The following is a 15,796-nucleotide window of genomic DNA, read 5'->3' on the forward strand; positions in this document are numbered from 1 at the left end:
CTCAGGACGTCCGCAGCAGCGAGACGAGATCGTCCCAGCGGGACATGAGCACTCCCAGAACGGCGCCGAAGACACCGGCCACGACGCCGAAGCCCGGCTCGAAGGAGCCGTTCACCAAGGAGGCCCCCAGCCCGAGCAGGGCGATCGCGATGAGGATGCCGTTGCGGACGACGTGCTCCACGCCCAGGGGCGTCGTGGAGGCGCCGAAGCAGCGGCAGGGAACGGCGGCGCCCCTCCGGACGACCATGACGACGGCGACGGTGAGACAGCCGAGCAGCCCCGCCGCGAGGACGAACGACAACGATCCGGCCCAGCGGAGGGGGATCACGGCCAGCACGATGACCCCGGCCTCGGCCACCGCCGTCGCCACCGCGGCCGCCGGCGCCTTCGTGTTGTCGATCACCGCCATCGTCCTGATCGACCTGACGAACTCGTTCCAGGCGCCGCGGCTGGAGACCTTGCTCCCGAGCGCGAGCGCGAACACCGTGAGCAGCAGCAGCCTGCTCGCCACATCGACATACTGCATGATCGAAACCTGCCACTTCCGGGCAGATCCGGCAAGAGTGTCATTGGCCGTGGAATGCGTCGCACATGCCCCACGGGCTCGTTACGCTCGAAGATCCACAGCCAGGGAGGTGGACCCTCGTGCTGATCCGATTACTCGGCCCGGTGGAGATCGAACGTTCGGGGCAGATCCGTCCCGTGCGGCCACCGCAGGTCGCGCTCGCGCTCGCCGCGCTGGCCTGGGAGGTCGGCCGGGTCGTCTCCGTCGACGCGCTCCTCACCCGGGTCTGGGGTGAACGGGTCCCGCCGGGCGCCCGCCGCACCCTGCACACGATCATCGCTCGCGTCCGCCGCGACGTACTGGCCGACGGCGGCACCGTGGTCCGCCGGGTCGGGGGCTACCTGCTCGACGTGGACGAATCCGCCGTGGACGTGCCGCGCTTCCGCGGCCTCGCCGATCGGGCGATGACGGCGGCGGACCCGGCGCCGCTGCTGAGCGAGGCCCTGGCGCTGTGGCGCGGAGATCCGCTGACCGGACTGCCCGGCGAATGGGCGGAACGGGTCCGCCAGCGCCTGCGCGACGAGCGCAAGGAGACCGTGCTGCACTGGGCGCGGGCGGTGACCGGCCACGATCCGGCCGCCGCGGTGACCGCGCTGTCGCCGCTCGCCGAGGAGCACCCGCTCGACGAATCGGTGGCGGTCGCGCTGATGGAGGGACTGCACGCGCTGGGGCGGACCGCCGAGGCACTGGCGCGGTTCGCCCAGGTACGCCGGACGCTCGCCGAGGAACTGGGTGTCGAGCCGGGTACGGCGCTGCGGCACCTCCATCACAGGCTGCTGCGCTACGGCGACCCCTCCGAGGCCACCCGCCCGGTTCCGGCACAGCTGCCGGGTGGCCTGCAGTACTTCGTCGGCCGGACGGCGGAGCTGAAGCACCTGGCCGCGATCGCGACGGACGAACGGTCGGCGGCCGCGGCCATCTGCGCGATCTCCGGGCCGCCCGGCGTGGGCAAGTCGACGCTGGCGCTGCGGCTGGCTCGCCTGCACCGCTACCGCTTCCCCGACGGCCAGCTGTTCGCGGATCTCAACACGGTCGACCCGGACGACGCGAGCGTGGTGCTGCCCTGGTTCCTGGGAGCACTCGGGGTCCAGGAAGCCCGGGTGCCGTCGAGCGTCGAGGCGCAGATCGGGCTCTACCGCAGCATGCTGGCCTCCCGGCGGGTCCTCGTCGTCCTCGACAACGCCCGCGGGGCCGACCAGATCCGCCCGCTGCTCGCCACCGCGCCGGGCTGCCTGACCCTGGTCACCAGCCGGTCCGAGCTGTCCGGTCTCGCGGTCACCGTGGGCGCGCACCTGCTGCGTCTGGACGTCCTGCCGGATGACGACGCCTACCAGCTCCTGGCCGCGAGGCTGGGCGAGGAACGGCTGACAGCGGAGCCGGAGGCCGCCGCGCGGATCATCCGGCGGTGCGGCCGGCTGCCGCTGGCGCTGGCGATCGTGGCCGCCCAGCTGGCCCGGCGTACCGATCTGCCGCTGGCCGAGGTCGCCGCGGACCTCGAGCGGGCCGACACGGATCTGGAGCCGTTCGCCCACAGCGACCCCGCGATCGACCTGCGCAAGGTTTTCGGGCGCTCGTACCGGGACCTGCCCGAGGACGCGAGCGGGCTGTTCCGGCGCCTGGGGCAGCATCCCGGGCCGCATCTGCCGCTGGGGGCGGCGGCGAGCCTGGCCGCCCTGCCGGTGGAGCGCACGCGGGAGCTGGCCGTGCAGCTCGACCGCGCGAACCTGGTCGAGCTGCGTACCTCTCGTCGCCTGCGCCTGCACGACCTCCTGCGCGTGTACGCGTCGGAGCAGGCCCGCGCCGGCGACACGCACCCGGTACGGCGGGCGGCGACGCGGCGGCTGCTGGACTACTACCTGCACTCGGCGTGCGCCGCGAGCGGTGTGTGCTACCCGTACCGCGAAACCCTGCGGCTGGACCCGCCGGCGCGGGGTGCCGTGGCCGAGCGGTTCAAGGGGGCGGCGGAGGCCCTGCGCTGGTATGCCGACGAGTCGGTGGCGCTGCCGGCGCTGCTGGCGGAGGCGACCGCGGCCGGGCTCGACCGGCACGCGTGGCAGCTGGCGTGGGCGTTCGCGGAGTTCATGCAGCGCCGCGGTCCGTGGAATCAGGTCCTGCGCGTCCAGGGAGTGGCGCTGGACGCGGCCGTACGGCTCGGCGACCGGCTGGCCCAGGCCCGCTGCCACAACAGCCTCGCCCGCGCCCACGCCAAGCTCGGCCGCGACGGCGAGGCGGTCGCGCACTTCAACGAGGCGGTCGAGCTGCACCGGGACCTCGACGAGCCGGTCCTGCACGCCCACCTGCACCTGGGCCTGACCGTGTCGCTGAGCCGATTGCGGCCAGGCGAGGAGCTGGGCCACGCGCTGCGCGCGCTGGAGCTGTTCCGTGAGGCGGGCGATCTCATCGGCGAGGCGCGGGCGCTGAACAACGCCGGATGGTGGCGGGCCCAGCTCGGCGAGTACGACGAGGCGCTCGCCGACTGCCGACGGGCCCAGCGGATCCTGGCCGACCTCGGGTACGCCCAGGGCGAGGGGCATGCCTGGGACAGCGTCGCGTACGTGCTGGACGTCAAAGGCGATCACGCGCAGGCGGTGGCCGGCTACGAGAGGGCGGTGGAGCTGCTGCGCGGCTGCGACGACCTGCACCCGGCCGCCGAGACGCTGGTCCGCCTGGGCGAGACGCACGTGCGTGCGGGCGACACGACGGCCGCGCTCGACGCGTGGAAGCGGGCGGCGGAGTTCTTCGACGCCCTCGGCGACGCGCAGGCGGCGAAGGTCCGCGACCGCATCGCCTCCTACGACCGGCCGTGAGCTGCGGGGAGACGGGCCGTTCAGAATTCGTTGGCAAATTGCTCGCACCCGGGGCGCAGGCTGCGACGAGCGGGCCCTGCGGCCTGCCGAGACCACGGAAAGGGAGGTTTGATGCGTGTCGTGACAAGAATGGCCGACCGGCTCCTCGAGCTGATCGCGCCGCGTACCGTAGCCAAGGCGGTCGACTGCGGCTATCAGTGCTGCAGCACGGCTACCTACGCGAAGTACTGCTGCTACTACCCGAACGGCCACGTGTCCTGCCAAGGATGCGTGAGGCATTACCCGTGCGGGTGGTGACGTTCCTGGCCGTCGGCCGCGTGCCGTGATGACCGTGCCCGGCGGCGGCCGCCCCGCCGCCGGGCGCCCCAACCCTGTCGATCACCCGATGTCGGCGCCCTCCCGGTAACCACTGGCCTGGGTCTCGAACAGGTGGGCGTACCGGCCGCCCATGGTGATGAGCTCGTCGTGCGTCCCCTGCTCGACGATCCGCCCGTCGCCGAGCACCACGATCAGGTCCGCGTCGCGGACCGCCCCGAGCCGGTGCGAGACCAGCAGGCTGGTGCGGCCCGCCCGGTGCTCGCGCAGCCGCCGGTGCACCTCGTACTCGGCCTGCGCGTCCAGGCCCGAGCTGGGCTCGTCGAGGATGAGCAGGTCGCGGCGCTCGCGCACCAGCGCGCGGGCCAGGGCGAGGCGCTGCCACTGGCCCCCGGAGAGCGTCACGCCCGCCTGCGGGTCGTCGCCGTCGGAGCCGAAGAAGATGCGGCTCAGCATGGTGTCGTAGCCCCGGGGCAGCGCCTGGACGGTGTCGTGCGCGCCCGCCAGCTCGGCGGCGGCCCGGATCCTGGGACGGTCGGACATCGCCTCGAGCTCGCCCACCCCGATGTTCTCCGCCGCGGTCAGGTCGTAGCTCATGTAGTCCTGGAAGAGCACGCCCATCCTGGCGCGCAGCTCGGCGGGTGGCACGTCGCGGAGGTCGATGCCGTCCCAGAGGATCGCGCCGCGGGACGGGTCGTAGAAGCGGCACAGCAGCTTGATCAGCGTGCTCTTGCCGGCTCCGTTGAGCCCCACCAACGCGACGGAGGTGCCGTGCGGGATGGTCAGGTTCACCCCGCGCAGCACCCAGGGATGGCTCTCGTCGTACCGGAACCACACGTCGCGGAGCTCGATGCCGCGGCGCAGCGCGGGCAGCGGCTTGGGCTCGCCGGGCGTCGGCAGGTCGACGGGCAGCGACGTCACCCGTTCGTGGTGGGCGAAGAGAAGCAGCGCCTGGCGGGCGTTCGCGGCGTTCTCCACGGTGGCGACCAGCGCGCCCTGCGTTCCCGCCGCGGAGGCGGCGAACGCCGTCACGTCGCCGAGGGTGAGCCGGCCGGACAGGGCGGAGTACACCGCCCAGAGCAGCCCTGCGCCGCTGACCGCGGCGGAGAGCGCCGCGAGCGCCGACTGCGTGAACGCCTCCCGCCGGTCCAGCCGTCGCTCCCCTGCCTGCACGACGGCGAGCTCGCCGAGCACCCGGCGCTTGAGGAAGTCGCCGAGCCCGAAGAGCCGGACCTCCTTGACGGCCTCCACATCGGTGATCAGGGAAGAGTAGAAGATCTGCCGCCGGGCCGAGGCGGACTGTCCGGCGATCATCTTGATCCGGCGCTTCTCCAGGGACATCCGCGCCGCGAGGATGGGCAGGGCCGCGAGCGCCACCAGGCCCGCCATGAGGGGGCTCAGCACGGCGAGGGCGGCGAGGAGCCCGGCCAGGGAGATGGCGTTGCGGCCGAGGTCGAACAGGCCGGAGGTGATCGGCCCCATCGCGCCGCCCGTCGCCTGCACGGCCATGCGCAGATCGTCGAGGAACGCCGGATTCTCGAACCGCGACAGGCCGTGGAACCCGTTCACCCGCGTGTACAGGCGATCCTGGAGCAACAGGTCCAGCCGCCGGTCCGACTCGCCCCGCAGATACCCGGTCAGATGCGGCAGCGTCCCGGCGACCAACCCCAGCGCGACGAGGGCGGCGACCGGCGCCATGACGCGTTCCGGCCGTCCTGTCGTCAGCCCGTCGACGAGCAGCTTGGTCGCCCACACGGTGCCCGTGGGCAGCAGCCCGGACAGGACGGTGACCCCGAGTTGCGACACCGTCAGCACCGGACCGGTCCGCCAGCACAGCAGCGCCAGGGTGGCGGCGCGCCGCAGCGGACCCCGTCTGCCCTCTGGGGACTCGGTCACGTGGCCGGTGCCACGGCGGCGAGGTCGGCCAGTTCTGTGTGCGCGGCCACGACCCTGCCGTCCTGGTCCGTCCTCAGGAACGTCGGGAACGCCTCAATGCCGAGAGCCTGCACGATGCGGAGCGCGTCGTCGCCCGTGACCACGTTCGCCACGCCGCCCATCACCTCGACCAGGTCACCGGCCGCACCGGCGTCACCCGAGACGACCGCCAGGGCGGTCTGGTCCTTGGCCTCCACGGCGAACTGCGGCGCGCGCTCATGACAGGTGTCGCAGCCGACGTCGAAGAACCCCACGAGCCGCGCTCCCGCCACGTCCTGCGGCAGCGTGCGCCCGACCAGTACGCCGGGATCGTACGGCATGAGCCCCGGCCTCCCCGCGAGGCGCTCGAGCTCGGCGGTGTGCTCGCGGAGCCGGCGCACCACGGCCAAGGTGAGCACCAGGTCGACCAGGCAGAGCACGCCGACCAGCACAACAGCGGCGATCAGAAAAGGCATCGGACAACCACCCCTTGTCTTCGGAGACCGGCGACGGCGGACGCCGCCGCCGGCTCACGTGTGCTACCTAGCCGCCGCAGATTCTGAACGCGTAGCAGGACCCGCAGCGGGTCGTGCCGCCGGCGGTCGTGCAGATCTTCTGGAAGTCGGAACGCTCCCTGCAGTAGCAGTGCACGTACCACTCGGCGGCCGCCTTCGCGGACGCCTTCGGCACCAGCCTCTCGAGAATCCTGTCGCCGAGCTTGCCCAAGACAGCAGTCATGTTCGCTCCTTTGTAGCGATGCGGTCAGGCCGAAACGCTATGTGGGCGAGATACAGCGACCGATACAGCCGCGCTATACCCGGGCGGTGAGCAGCCTCTCCAGCACCGGATCACGCCGCATCGCCGGATCCGCGAAGAGCTCCTCGGCTCTGCGGGCGTCCTCCGCCGCACGCGGGTCGCCCGACGCCGCGCGGGCCCTGGCGAGCTGGCGGGTGCACGCGGCGAATCCGTACGCGTCACTGATCTGGGCGGTCAGCTCAAGGGCTCTGGACAGGTCGGCCTCGGCCGCGGCGGGGTCGCCGTACCGCAGCCGGATCTCGGACCTGCTGAGCAGTACCTCCCACTCGTCCTCCCTGTTGCCTGTCTGCTCGCAGCGGACCAGCGCCTCGTCCAGCACGGCCAGCGCCTTGTCCCGGTGGTCGAGCAGGCAGTGGGCGCGGCCGAGCGCCGCCAGCGTGATGCTCTCGCCGTACAGGTCGCGATCGGCGTGGCGGACGGTCAGGCACCGTTCGAAGCGGTCGACCGCCTCGGCGTCCCTGCCCAACTGGAGCAGGACCTCTCCCAGATTGTGACCGACCAGCCCGACACGCTTCGACCCATGCGCCTTGAGTATCCGCAGGCTCGCGCTGATATGGCTGAGCGCGGCGCTGAGATCGCCGGTTCGCATGCACAGCCAGCCGAGGTTGTGCAGCGCCAGTCCTTCCTCCTCACGCTCGCCCAGCTCGCGCCAGAGCTCGGGAGCCCGCCGCAGGAGGCCGTCGGCCGCCTCGATCCGGCCGGCCCGCCATTCCAGCAGCCCCAGTGTCGCGAGCGTGGTCGCCTCCGCGCCGCGGTCGCCGCCCCGGCGCGCCACCTCGATGGCCAGCCGCGCGACGGTCTCGAGCTCGCGCCAGTAGCCGCCCTTCATCGCCATGGCCTTGACCAGGGCCGTCAGCTCGATGACGAAGCGCGCCACGTCCGGTTCACCGCGCGCTGCCTGGACGGCCGCCGCGACCAGGCACCGCAGCTCCACGTCGAACCAGCGCACCGCCGCGGCGGGGTCACGCAGGACCAGGCCGGGATCGCGCCGCCGTGGCCTGCCTCCCCCGCCGGCTCGCAAGTGCGGCTGGAGCAGGTCGCGCATCTGGCGGCAGAGATCCAGGTACCAGTCCAGGGCACGCCGTACGGCCAGGGCCGGCTCCTCCGGCGGGCCATGGGCGGCGGCCAGCTCGGCCGCGAAGAGCCGCAGCAGGTCGTGCGTGCGGAACCGGCTCTCGCCGACCGGCTCGATCAGACGGGCCTCGACCAGCTCGTCGAGCGCGGCCTCTGCGGTTTTCCGGTCGGCGTCGACCAGCGCCGCGGTGAGCTCGACGCCCACCTCCGGCACCTCCAGCACGCCGAACAGGCGGAAGGCGGTCTTCGCGGTGCTCGTCAGGGTCGCGTAGCCGACCTCGAAGCACGAGCGGAGGCACAGGTCGGCCGCCTGCAGCTCGTCCAGCCGCCGCCGCCGGCTGCCCAGACGCTCGTTGAAGCTCGCGAGCGACCAGTCCGGCCGGCCCGCGAGGCGGGCGCCGGCGATGCGCAACGCCAGTGGGTGGTGGCAGCACCAGCGCGCGATCTCGGCCGCCGCCTCCGCCTCGGCGGCCACTCGCGCCTGTCCGGCCAGCAGCGCCAGCATCCGTACCGACTGCTCCTCGTCGAGCGGGTCCACGGCGATCGGCACGGCGTCCAGCGTGGTCAGCACCGACCGGCTCGTGACCAGCGCCGCGCAGCCGCCGCCCGCCGGCAGCAAGGGGGCCACCTGGGCGGCGCCGACGGCGTTGTCGAGGACGACCAGGACGCGCCGGTCGGCCAGCAACGACTGGTAGAGGGCGGCCGCCTCCGCCGGCGCCGCGGGCACCTCACCGGGAGGCACCCCCAGGGCGCGCAGGAACCGGCCGAGCACCTCGGGGGGTCGCAACGGCGACAGGCCCGAGGTCGATCCCTGCAGGTCGACGTAGAGGTGGCCGTCGGGATAGTGGTCGGCCGCGCGGTAGGCGGCCGTCAAGGCGAGCGTCGACTTGCCGACCCCGCCGGGGCCGTGCAGTGCCAGCACAGGCGGCCCCGCGTCGGCGCTCAGCGCGATGTGGATCCGGAGGAGCTCGGCCGAGCGGCCCACGAACACTGTCGGCGCCCGTGGCAGCTGGCGTGGCCGGGCGCGCCCGTCGTCAACGGGGGCCTCCGGCAGGAGGGTGGCGTCCCTGCGCAGGATCAGCTGGTGCAGTCTGCGCAGGTCAGGGCCTGGATCGAGGCCCAGCTCGTCGGCGAGGACCCGGCGGGCGGCTCCGAACGCGTCCAGCGCGCCGACCACGTCGCCGCTCTGGTACAGGGCCACCATGAGCTGGCCGTACAGCCGCTCGCGCAGCGGGTACTGCCCGATCACCTCGCGCAGCCGCTTGGCCGCAGTCGCGTGCCTGCCGAGGGCGAGCTGGATCTCCGCGTGCTCCTCCACGACGCTCAAGTAGTGGTCGGTGAGGCGCGCGACCACCTCCCGCAGGGTCGGCCCCAGCGGCACGTCCTCGGCCGCCATCCCCTGCCACAGCGCGAGGGCCCGGGTGTACGCCTCCAGCGCGCCACTGGGATCGCGCCTGGCCAGCGCCTGGCGGCCGTGCGCGGACAGCGCCTCGAACTGGAAAAGGTCGAATTCCTCGGGCTCGACCCGTAACAGGTATCCGGCGTCCGACGTGACCAGGCGCTCGACCGCCGGGTCAGCCGCGGCCGGCATCAGCTTGCGCAGCCGCATGAGGTACGTACGCAGGTTCGCCACGGCGGACGGGGGCGGCTGGTCGTCCCAGACCTCCGCCACCAAGGTCCGGATCGGTACGACGTGGCCCGCCCGGGCGAGCAGCATGGCGAGCACGGTCCGCTGCTTGGGCGCCGTGATCCTGGCCGGCGAGCCGTCGGTCTCGACCCGCAGCGGCCCGAGAAGCCGGAACTTCACCTCACGCCGCCTACAGGGCGGATCCGCCCAGTCTTCGCAGCGCGACCCCGAGCAGGCGATCGCCCGCGAAGAAGCCGCGCTGCCGCGAGTCGACACTATGGGGGTTGTCGCCGTAGACCACCAGCGAGCCCGCGGGCACGCGGTCCACACTGCCGTCGACCTCCGGCGGCACCGGGTCTCCCGGGAGGGCGACAGCGCGCTTGATGTTCCAGTGCCGGCCGTCCGTACCGGGAGGTCCTGGCAGGATCTTCCCGGCGGGATCGAGCGGGGGCTCGAGCACCACGACATCGCCCTTGGACACCTGGTCGAGCCGGCGCCGCCGGACCAGGACCCGGTCGCCGTCGCTGAGTGTCGGGGCCATGCTCGTCCCGTTGACGGTGACCACCACGTAGCGCCGGCGGGCCACCAATGCGGCGGTCGCCGTCACGAGAACACCGGCGAGCAACCCCATGCTGATCAGCTTCATCGCTCACTTCCGCCGTCGCCCTATTGATCTTCGTCTGGCTAAGATCGCCGCCGACTCTCCGAACTGTCAACACCGGGGCTCTGCCGGGTGGCGGCGGCGATGCGTTCGGCCAGCCGCCGCGAGCACGCGACCAGCTCGGGCGGCCCCTCGATCGTGTACGGCACGTCCACCGCGGCCAGCATGACGGCCAGCCACTCCCAGGAGTCGGCGCTGGTGACGTAGCGGCATGTGTCGTCGTCGATCGCCTCCAGCGAGCCGGCCTGGGCCATCAGCCGTCCGGAGACGTGGGCCAGTGGGGCGGCGAACCGCACCACGCCATGGCACGGGCTGCCCTGAAGGAAGCCCGCGGCCTCGCCGGAAGGCGGCTCGTGCGGGGTGAACGTGGTGCCGGGAACGGCGAGGCGATCGATCCGGTCGAGGCGGAACGTGCGCCAGTCCTGGCGGTCGGCGTCCCAGCCGAGCAGATACCAGTGGCCGCCGAACAGCACCTGCCGGTACGGCTGCACTCGGCGTTCCGTATGCCGGCCGGCGCGGCTGGTGTAGTGGAAGCGTACGTCCTGGTGCGCGTGCGCGGCGGTGCCCAGCAGCTGCACGGTCCGCAGGTCCAACGGCCGGGCCACCCGCGACACGGCCTCGGTGGAGGCCGACAGCGCCTCGATCCGATGGCGCAGCCGCGGCGGGAGTGCCTGGCCGAGCTTGCGCAGAGCGCTGTCCGCCGCGGCGACGGCGCCGTCGGCGCGGGAGAGCGCGGCGAAGCGCAGGCCGACCACGGTCGCCACGGCCTCGTCGTCGGTGAGCACCAGCGGCGGCATGGCCCGGCCCGCCAGGAGCTGGTAGCCGCCGCCCGGACCCCGGAGCGAGGAGACGGGATAGCCGAGGTCGCGCAGCCGCTCGATGTCGCGCCGCAGCGTACGTGGAGAGGTACGCAGCGCCTCGGCGAGCTCGGCGGCCTGCCAGGCCCGGCCGTCCCGCAGGAGTGACAGAAGCTCCAGCAGCCGTTTGCTCGGATCGGGCATTCTGCCAGGTTCGCACATTGTGGCCATGATCTGACCACAACCCGGCCTAGCTTCACCGCATGGCACGCGATCACATCCGCATCGCCGGAGCACGAGAGCACAACCTGAAGGACGTCACCGTGGCCGTTCCGAAGGGCCGGCTCACGGTCGTCACCGGCGTCTCCGGATCCGGCAAGTCGTCGCTGGTCTTCGACACCATCGCCGCCGAGGCCCAGCGCCAGCTCAACGAGACTTTCACCGCGTTCATCCGCAACCGGCTCCCCCGCTACGGCCGGCCGGACGTGGACGAGATCGAGAACCTGTCCGCCGCCATCGTCGTGGACCAGCGGCGCCTCGGCGGCAACTCCCGCTCGACGGTCGGCACGATCACCGACATCTACGCGCTCATGCGGCTGCTCTGGTCACGGGCGGGCCAACCGTTCGCCGGCTACTCGAACGCCTTCTCCTTCAACGATCCACAAGGCATGTGCCCGCGGTGCGAGGGCCTGGGCACGACGCGTACCGTCGACGTCGACCGGCTCGTCGACCGCCGGCTGTCGCTCAACGGGGGCGCCATCCGCTTCCCCACGTTCCAGGTCGGAAGCTGGATGTGGCGTACGTTCGCCGAATCCGGCCTGTTCGACCTCGACAAGCCGCTGTCCGGCTACACGCCGCAGGAGTGGCGGGCGTTCCTGCACGGCGAGGGCGTGCCCGCCCGCCCGCGCGGCCGGAGCGGGCCGGCCGCCAACTTCGAGGGGCTGCTGCCGCGCTTCGAGCGGATCTGGCTGCCCAAGGACGTCGAGTCGCTCAAGGGCAGGACCCGGGAGGCCTACGAACGGGTGGTCACCATGGGGCCCTGCCCCGCCTGTCACGGCGCCCGCCTCTCCGAGGCCGCGCTGTCCAGCCGGATCGGCGGCCGCAATATCGCCGAGTGCGCGGCCATGGAGGCCGGCGAGCTGGTCGAGGTGATCAGGGCACTCGACGCCCCGGAGGCGCGGCCGGTGGTGGCCGCCCTCGTCACCCAGCTGGAGCGCCTGATCTCGGTCGGGCTCGGCTACCTCACCATGGACCGGCCGACCTCGACGCTGTCCGGCGGGGAGTCACAAAGGGTCAAGATGGTACGCCACCTGGGCAGCAGCCTCATCGACATGACGTACCTCTTCGACGAGCCGAGCGTCGGCCTGCACCCGCACGATGTGGCCCAGCTGACCGCGCTCCTGCGCGAGCTGCGTGACAAGGGGAACACGGTCATCGTCGTCGAGCACGACCCCGACGTCATCGCGGTGGCGGACCACGTGATCGACCTGGGGCCGGGAGCCGGCCTGGACGGCGGCCAGATCGTCTACCAGGGCGACGTGGCCGGGCTGGCCGAGTCCGGCTCGGCCACGGGGCGGCACCTCCGGCACCGGCCGCAGCCGAAGGCGGTCACGCGCGGCCCGGCGGGGTTCATCGAGATCCGCGGCGCCACCCGGCACAATCTGGACGGCGTCGACGTCGACCTCCCGATCGGGGCGCTGACCGTGGTGACCGGCGTCGCGGGGTCCGGCAAGAGCACCCTCATCCGGGGCTTCCTGCCCGAGGTGTGTCCCGACGCCGTGCTCGTCGACCAGGCCGCGGTCCGGGGGTCCCGCCGCTCCAGCCCCGTGACGTACACCGGGATCCTCGATCCCATCCGCGCGCTCTTCGCCGCCGAGAACGGGGTGAGCGCCTCGCTGTTCAGCCCGAACGCCGAAGGCGCGTGCCCGCGGTGCGGCGGGCTCGGCGTGCTCTACACGGATCTGGCGTTCATGGACCCGATGGTCAGTACCTGCGAGGAGTGCGACGGCCGCCGGTTCACCCCGGACGTCCTGCGGTATCGCCATCGCGGTCGCACGATCAGCGAGGTGCTCGACCTCACGGCACGGGAGGCGCTCGAGGTCTTTCCCGAACGGCGGATCCGCCGGGTGCTCGAGAGCCTCGTGGACGTGGGGCTCGGCTACCTGCCGCTCGGGCAGCCGCTGAGCACCCTGTCGGGCGGGGAGCGGCAACGGCTCAAGCTCGCGAGCGAGCTCGACCGGCCCGGCCGCGTCTACATCTTCGACGAGCCCACCGCGGGGCTGCACATGTCCGACGTCGCCGGCCTCGTCGAACTGCTGAACCGCCTGGTCGACGGCGGCGCCACGGCGGTCGTGGTCGAGCACGACCTCGACGTGATCAGCCAGGCGGACTGGGTCGTCGACCTCGGCCCCGGGCCGGGCCGCCACGGCGGGCAGGTGGTCTTCCAGGGCCCGCCACGCGACCTCGTCCACGCGCCGGGCTCCCTGACGGCCCGCCATCTGCGAGCACTCATCTGACGCCAGAGGCATGGCCGAACGGCCCCGCCGTGACCTGCTACGGCCGAGCCTGTCAGGCGGTCGTCGTCCTGAGCGGGACGCCCTGGTGATGGGCGCCGATGACGACGCCGATCAGAACGGCCGTCTCGTCGCCGTCGTTGCGGCAGCTGTGCGCGACGCCGTTGAGGATGAGCCAGTCGCCGGGACGTAGGCACACCTCGGTGTCGTCGAGGACGAAGACGGACTCACCCGACACCTGCATGAGGCAGTCCATGGACGCGGTGGCGTGCATGGCGGAGGAGCCGGGCAGGTCGCCGTGGGCGCCGGGCGGGTTGGGGTCGTGGACGAACGGATGGGACTCGTCGGCGGCCTGGCGCATCAGGTCAGCGGCTCTGACCGGATCGCGGCCGAGGAGGTCGTCAGGGTTGAAGCGGGGCGGCAGGGTGAACACGGTGATGTGGAAGCCGCCCGGCTGAGGGAGGAGCGGACCGGTGAACGGCGGCGGTGTGCCGTCGTTGGGCAGGGTGGTCGTGACGTCGCCGGCCCAGATCGACCACTTCTGCCCGAGGTCGGGGGCGAAGGGTTCGACGTGGTCGTCGCTGACGACGACACCGCTGCCGCCGGCGTCATGCCCGGTGACGACTCTGCGGACCTTCACATTTCCTCCTGGAGGATGTCGAGTGCTCGGGCGAGAAGTTCGTGGGGCGCCTGCTGCCCCCCGCTCTCCGCCCAGCGGATGAGAGCTGTCGTGGTGGCGGCCAGGCAGGCGCCGGCGACCACCTGGAGACGGAACGTGTCCTGCCGGCCGTCGTCGAGCGCGTCGACGATGGCGTTCCGGGTCTGGTGCTCGTTGTCCAGCCAGCGCGCACGCAGCGCGGGGGTGGCCAGCCCGAGCTTGAGCCGGGCCAGCGTCATGTCGAGCTCGGCCCGGGTGGCCTGGGCCAGGCTCTCGATCAGCGTGTCGCCGATGCGCCGCAGGAGCGGCTGGTCGGACGGCTTGGCCTGAACTCGGGCGGCAAGGACCGGGTCGAACTCGTCAGACAGGACGAGGTCCTCCTTGGTCGGGAAGTGACGGAAGACCGTCATCGACGAGACGCCCGCCGCCTCCGCTATGTCGGCCACGGTCGTCTCGTCATAGCCGCGTTCCTGGAACAGCCGCATCGCGTGCTCCTGGATCTCCTGTTGGGTGAGCGCCTTCCGCCGCGCCCTAAGACCGGTGTCCTCCATGTGTTAGAGACTAACCTCATGTTAGTCACTAACGCGAGCCTTAAGGGATCTTTGATCTCTGCGGCGGTGGGTGATAGAAGGTAGATCGGTGCGATTCCAAGGTGCGGCGGTGACAGCCCGCCGGTTCCGCCGTGCTTGGCGGGACGACTCGGTGCGAATCCGGGCCATGCGGTACACCCCGCCACCTCTCGGGCCTGTTCCGGGCCCCTGATCCTTCGTGCGGTGAGGCTCGTCCTCCCGCTGTCGAGAGGTGGTGTCGCATGTTCACCGGGAACATTCAGGAAATCGGCACGGTCGTGGCCGTCGATGGGGCACGCATCGCGGTCAGCGCTCCCAAGGCCGCCGCGGGCACGCCGGGTTCGGTCTGCGTGAACGGCGTGAGCCTGACCGTCCTCCAGGCCGCGCACGGCACGGAGGTGCTGGAAGCCGGGCTTTCGGCCGACACCCGGCGCAGATCGACCTTCGACCAGGTCCGGCCGGGCACACGGGTCAACGTGGAGACCCCGCTGGCTCTGGGTGACCCGCTCGCCGGTCATCTGGTGCAGGGCAGCGTGGACGCCGTGGGCAAGATCGTACGGATCGATGACGAGGGAGCCGCGCGGCGCTTGTGGATCAAACCGCCCGAGCGCTTCCTCCCCCTGATCGTCGCGAAGGGTCGGATCGCGGTCGACGGCGTGAGCCTGACCGTCGCCGAGGTGACCCGCGACCGGTTCTCGGTGGCGCTGATCCCGCTGACCCTCCAGGCCACCACGCTGTCGGAGCTGTCCGTCGGCGATCGGGTCAACCTGGAACCCGACCTGGTCGTCCGCCTGGTACGACGCCGGCTGCCCGACCTGGCGCAGGCGGTGACCGACGTGGTCGCGGCGCTTCCGTGGGCCGGACGGCTGTCCGGCGGGCGGGGCGTGCAGAAGGCGCTCGCGCAGCTCGCCGCCGGAGGAGCCGTGGTGATCTGGGATCCCGACCGGGAGGGCGAAGGCGACGTGGTGTTCGCGGGGGCGCGGCTGCGCCCGCAGGCGTTCACCTTCCTGCTCACCCAGGTATGCGGTCATCCGACCGTGCCGTGCGCTCCCGAGGTCCTGGAACGCCTGGAGATCGACCCAATCCCCGGCCCCGGCGACCGGCACGGCACCCGTCCGCACGTCCCGGTGGATCTGGTCTCCGGGACCGGCACCGGGGTGTCGGCCGCCGAACGCGCCGCGACCGTGCGCCGCCTGGCCCACCCGGACGCCGCACCGGCCGACTTCCTGCGGCCGGGACACGTGTTCCCGCTCGCGGCGCGCCCTGGGGGCCTCTCCGAACGCGCCGGTCACACCGAGGCCACCGTGGCGATGTGCGTGGCGGCCGGACTGCCGCCCGTCGGCGTGTGCTGCGAGGTCATGAACCCCGATGGGACCATGGCGCAGGCCGCCGACCTCGAGATCGCCGCCCTGCGCTGGGGCCTGCCCCTGCTGGACGTGGCCGACCTCAGGAAGCACCTGTGACCTCTATGACGCACAGG

Annotated in this window: 12 protein-coding genes; 3 read left to right on the top strand and 9 right to left on the bottom strand. The window is 72.4% G+C overall.

The genetic code is table 11. The annotated features are described in order from the left end of the window. Position 1: 1 nt before the first annotated feature. A complete protein-coding gene (locus AB0J64_RS43740; protein WP_364041472.1) occupies positions 2-526 on the bottom strand; it encodes a MauE/DoxX family redox-associated membrane protein in 525 nt (174 codons plus the stop codon). A gap of 119 nt (positions 527-645) precedes the next feature. Here AB0J64_RS43740 and AB0J64_RS43745 point away from each other — a divergent pair, with 119 nt between their 5' ends. Beyond that, positions 646-3,372 (top strand): BTAD domain-containing putative transcriptional regulator, encoded by a 2,727-nt coding sequence (locus AB0J64_RS43745; protein WP_364041474.1) that lies wholly within the window; start codon positions 646-648, stop codon positions 3,370-3,372. Positions 3,373-3,750: 378 nt separating this feature from the next. Here the strand turns inward: AB0J64_RS43745 and AB0J64_RS43750 are convergent, their stop codons facing one another. From AB0J64_RS43750 to AB0J64_RS43775, 6 genes are all read right to left on the bottom strand, one after another. After that, the gene (locus tag AB0J64_RS43750) at positions 3,751-5,583 is read right to left on the bottom strand and encodes an ABC transporter ATP-binding protein (protein ID WP_364041476.1); all 1,833 of its coding nucleotides are present in this window, start codon (positions 5,581-5,583) and stop codon (positions 3,751-3,753) included. Further along, the gene (locus AB0J64_RS43755; protein WP_364041478.1) at positions 5,580-6,077 is read right to left on the bottom strand and encodes a hypothetical protein; all 498 of its coding nucleotides are present in this window, start codon (positions 6,075-6,077) and stop codon (positions 5,580-5,582) included. Before AB0J64_RS43755 ends, AB0J64_RS43750 begins: the two co-directional genes overlap by 4 nt. 67 nt (positions 6,078-6,144) lie before the next feature. Beyond that, a complete protein-coding gene (locus AB0J64_RS43760; protein ID WP_364041480.1) occupies positions 6,145-6,339 on the bottom strand; it encodes a hypothetical protein in 195 nt (64 codons plus the stop codon). A 73-nt stretch (positions 6,340-6,412) separates the two neighbouring features. Beyond that, on the bottom strand, positions 6,413-9,298 hold the full coding sequence (locus tag AB0J64_RS43765; protein ID WP_364041482.1) for a BTAD domain-containing putative transcriptional regulator: 2,886 nt from the start codon (positions 9,296-9,298) through the stop codon (positions 6,413-6,415). Between the two features lie 10 nt (positions 9,299-9,308). Continuing rightward, on the bottom strand, positions 9,309-9,764 hold the full coding sequence (locus AB0J64_RS43770) for a S26 family signal peptidase (protein WP_364041484.1): 456 nt from the start codon (positions 9,762-9,764) through the stop codon (positions 9,309-9,311). Positions 9,765-9,802: 38 nt separating this feature from the next. After that, positions 9,803-10,780, bottom strand: coding sequence for a transcriptional regulator (locus AB0J64_RS43775; RefSeq protein ID WP_364041486.1), 978 nt, complete (start codon positions 10,778-10,780; stop codon positions 9,803-9,805). Positions 10,781-10,839: 59 nt separating this feature from the next. Between AB0J64_RS43775 and AB0J64_RS43780 the strand changes: the two genes are divergently transcribed. Further along, positions 10,840-13,092, top strand: a complete 2,253-nt coding sequence (locus AB0J64_RS43780) for an excinuclease ABC subunit UvrA (protein ID WP_364041488.1) — start codon at positions 10,840-10,842, stop codon at positions 13,090-13,092. Between the two features lie 52 nt (positions 13,093-13,144). Here AB0J64_RS43780 and AB0J64_RS43785 read toward each other — a convergent pair whose 3' ends face one another. Continuing rightward, entirely contained in the window at positions 13,145-13,729 is a 585-nt protein-coding gene (locus AB0J64_RS43785; protein ID WP_364041490.1) for a hypothetical protein, read from the bottom strand. Next, positions 13,726-14,298, bottom strand: coding sequence for a TetR family transcriptional regulator (locus AB0J64_RS43790; protein WP_364041492.1), 573 nt, complete (start codon positions 14,296-14,298; stop codon positions 13,726-13,728). The genes AB0J64_RS43785 and AB0J64_RS43790 overlap by 4 nt, the downstream gene beginning before the upstream one ends. A 260-nt stretch (positions 14,299-14,558) precedes the next feature. On the opposite strand from AB0J64_RS43790, the gene AB0J64_RS43795 reads away from it, so the two are divergent. Then, positions 14,559-15,779: a riboflavin synthase gene (locus AB0J64_RS43795; RefSeq protein ID WP_364041494.1), complete on the top strand. Its 1,221-nt coding sequence runs from the start codon at positions 14,559-14,561 to the stop codon at positions 15,777-15,779. Positions 15,780-15,796 lie beyond the last annotated feature (17 nt).

The organism is Nonomuraea sp. NPDC049695, from assembly GCF_040674955.1.
GTDB lineage: Bacteria > Actinomycetota > Actinomycetes > Streptosporangiales > Streptosporangiaceae > Nonomuraea > Nonomuraea helvata.

What these genes read in the sequence shown, in the direction of transcription:
- AB0J64_RS43760 (WP_364041480.1), bottom strand. Translation starts at nt 6,339, where the DNA reads ATGACTGCTGTCTTGGGCAAGCTCGGCGACAGGATTCTCGAGAGGCTG.
- AB0J64_RS43775 (WP_364041486.1), bottom strand. Translation starts at nt 10,780, where the DNA reads ATGCCCGATCCGAGCAAACGGCTGCTGGAGCTTCTGTCACTCCTGCGG.
- AB0J64_RS43740 (WP_364041472.1), bottom strand. Translation starts at nt 526, where the DNA reads ATGCAGTATGTCGATGTGGCGAGCAGGCTGCTGCTGCTCACGGTGTTC.
- AB0J64_RS43795 (WP_364041494.1), top strand. Translation starts at nt 14,559, where the DNA reads ATGTTCACCGGGAACATTCAGGAAATCGGCACGGTCGTGGCCGTCGAT.
- AB0J64_RS43790 (WP_364041492.1), bottom strand. Translation starts at nt 14,298, where the DNA reads ATGGAGGACACCGGTCTTAGGGCGCGGCGGAAGGCGCTCACCCAACAG.
- AB0J64_RS43770 (WP_364041484.1), bottom strand. Translation starts at nt 9,764, where the DNA reads ATGAAGCTGATCAGCATGGGGTTGCTCGCCGGTGTTCTCGTGACGGCG.
- AB0J64_RS43755 (WP_364041478.1), bottom strand. Translation starts at nt 6,077, where the DNA reads ATGCCTTTTCTGATCGCCGCTGTTGTGCTGGTCGGCGTGCTCTGCCTG.
- AB0J64_RS43780 (WP_364041488.1), top strand. Translation starts at nt 10,840, where the DNA reads ATGGCACGCGATCACATCCGCATCGCCGGAGCACGAGAGCACAACCTG.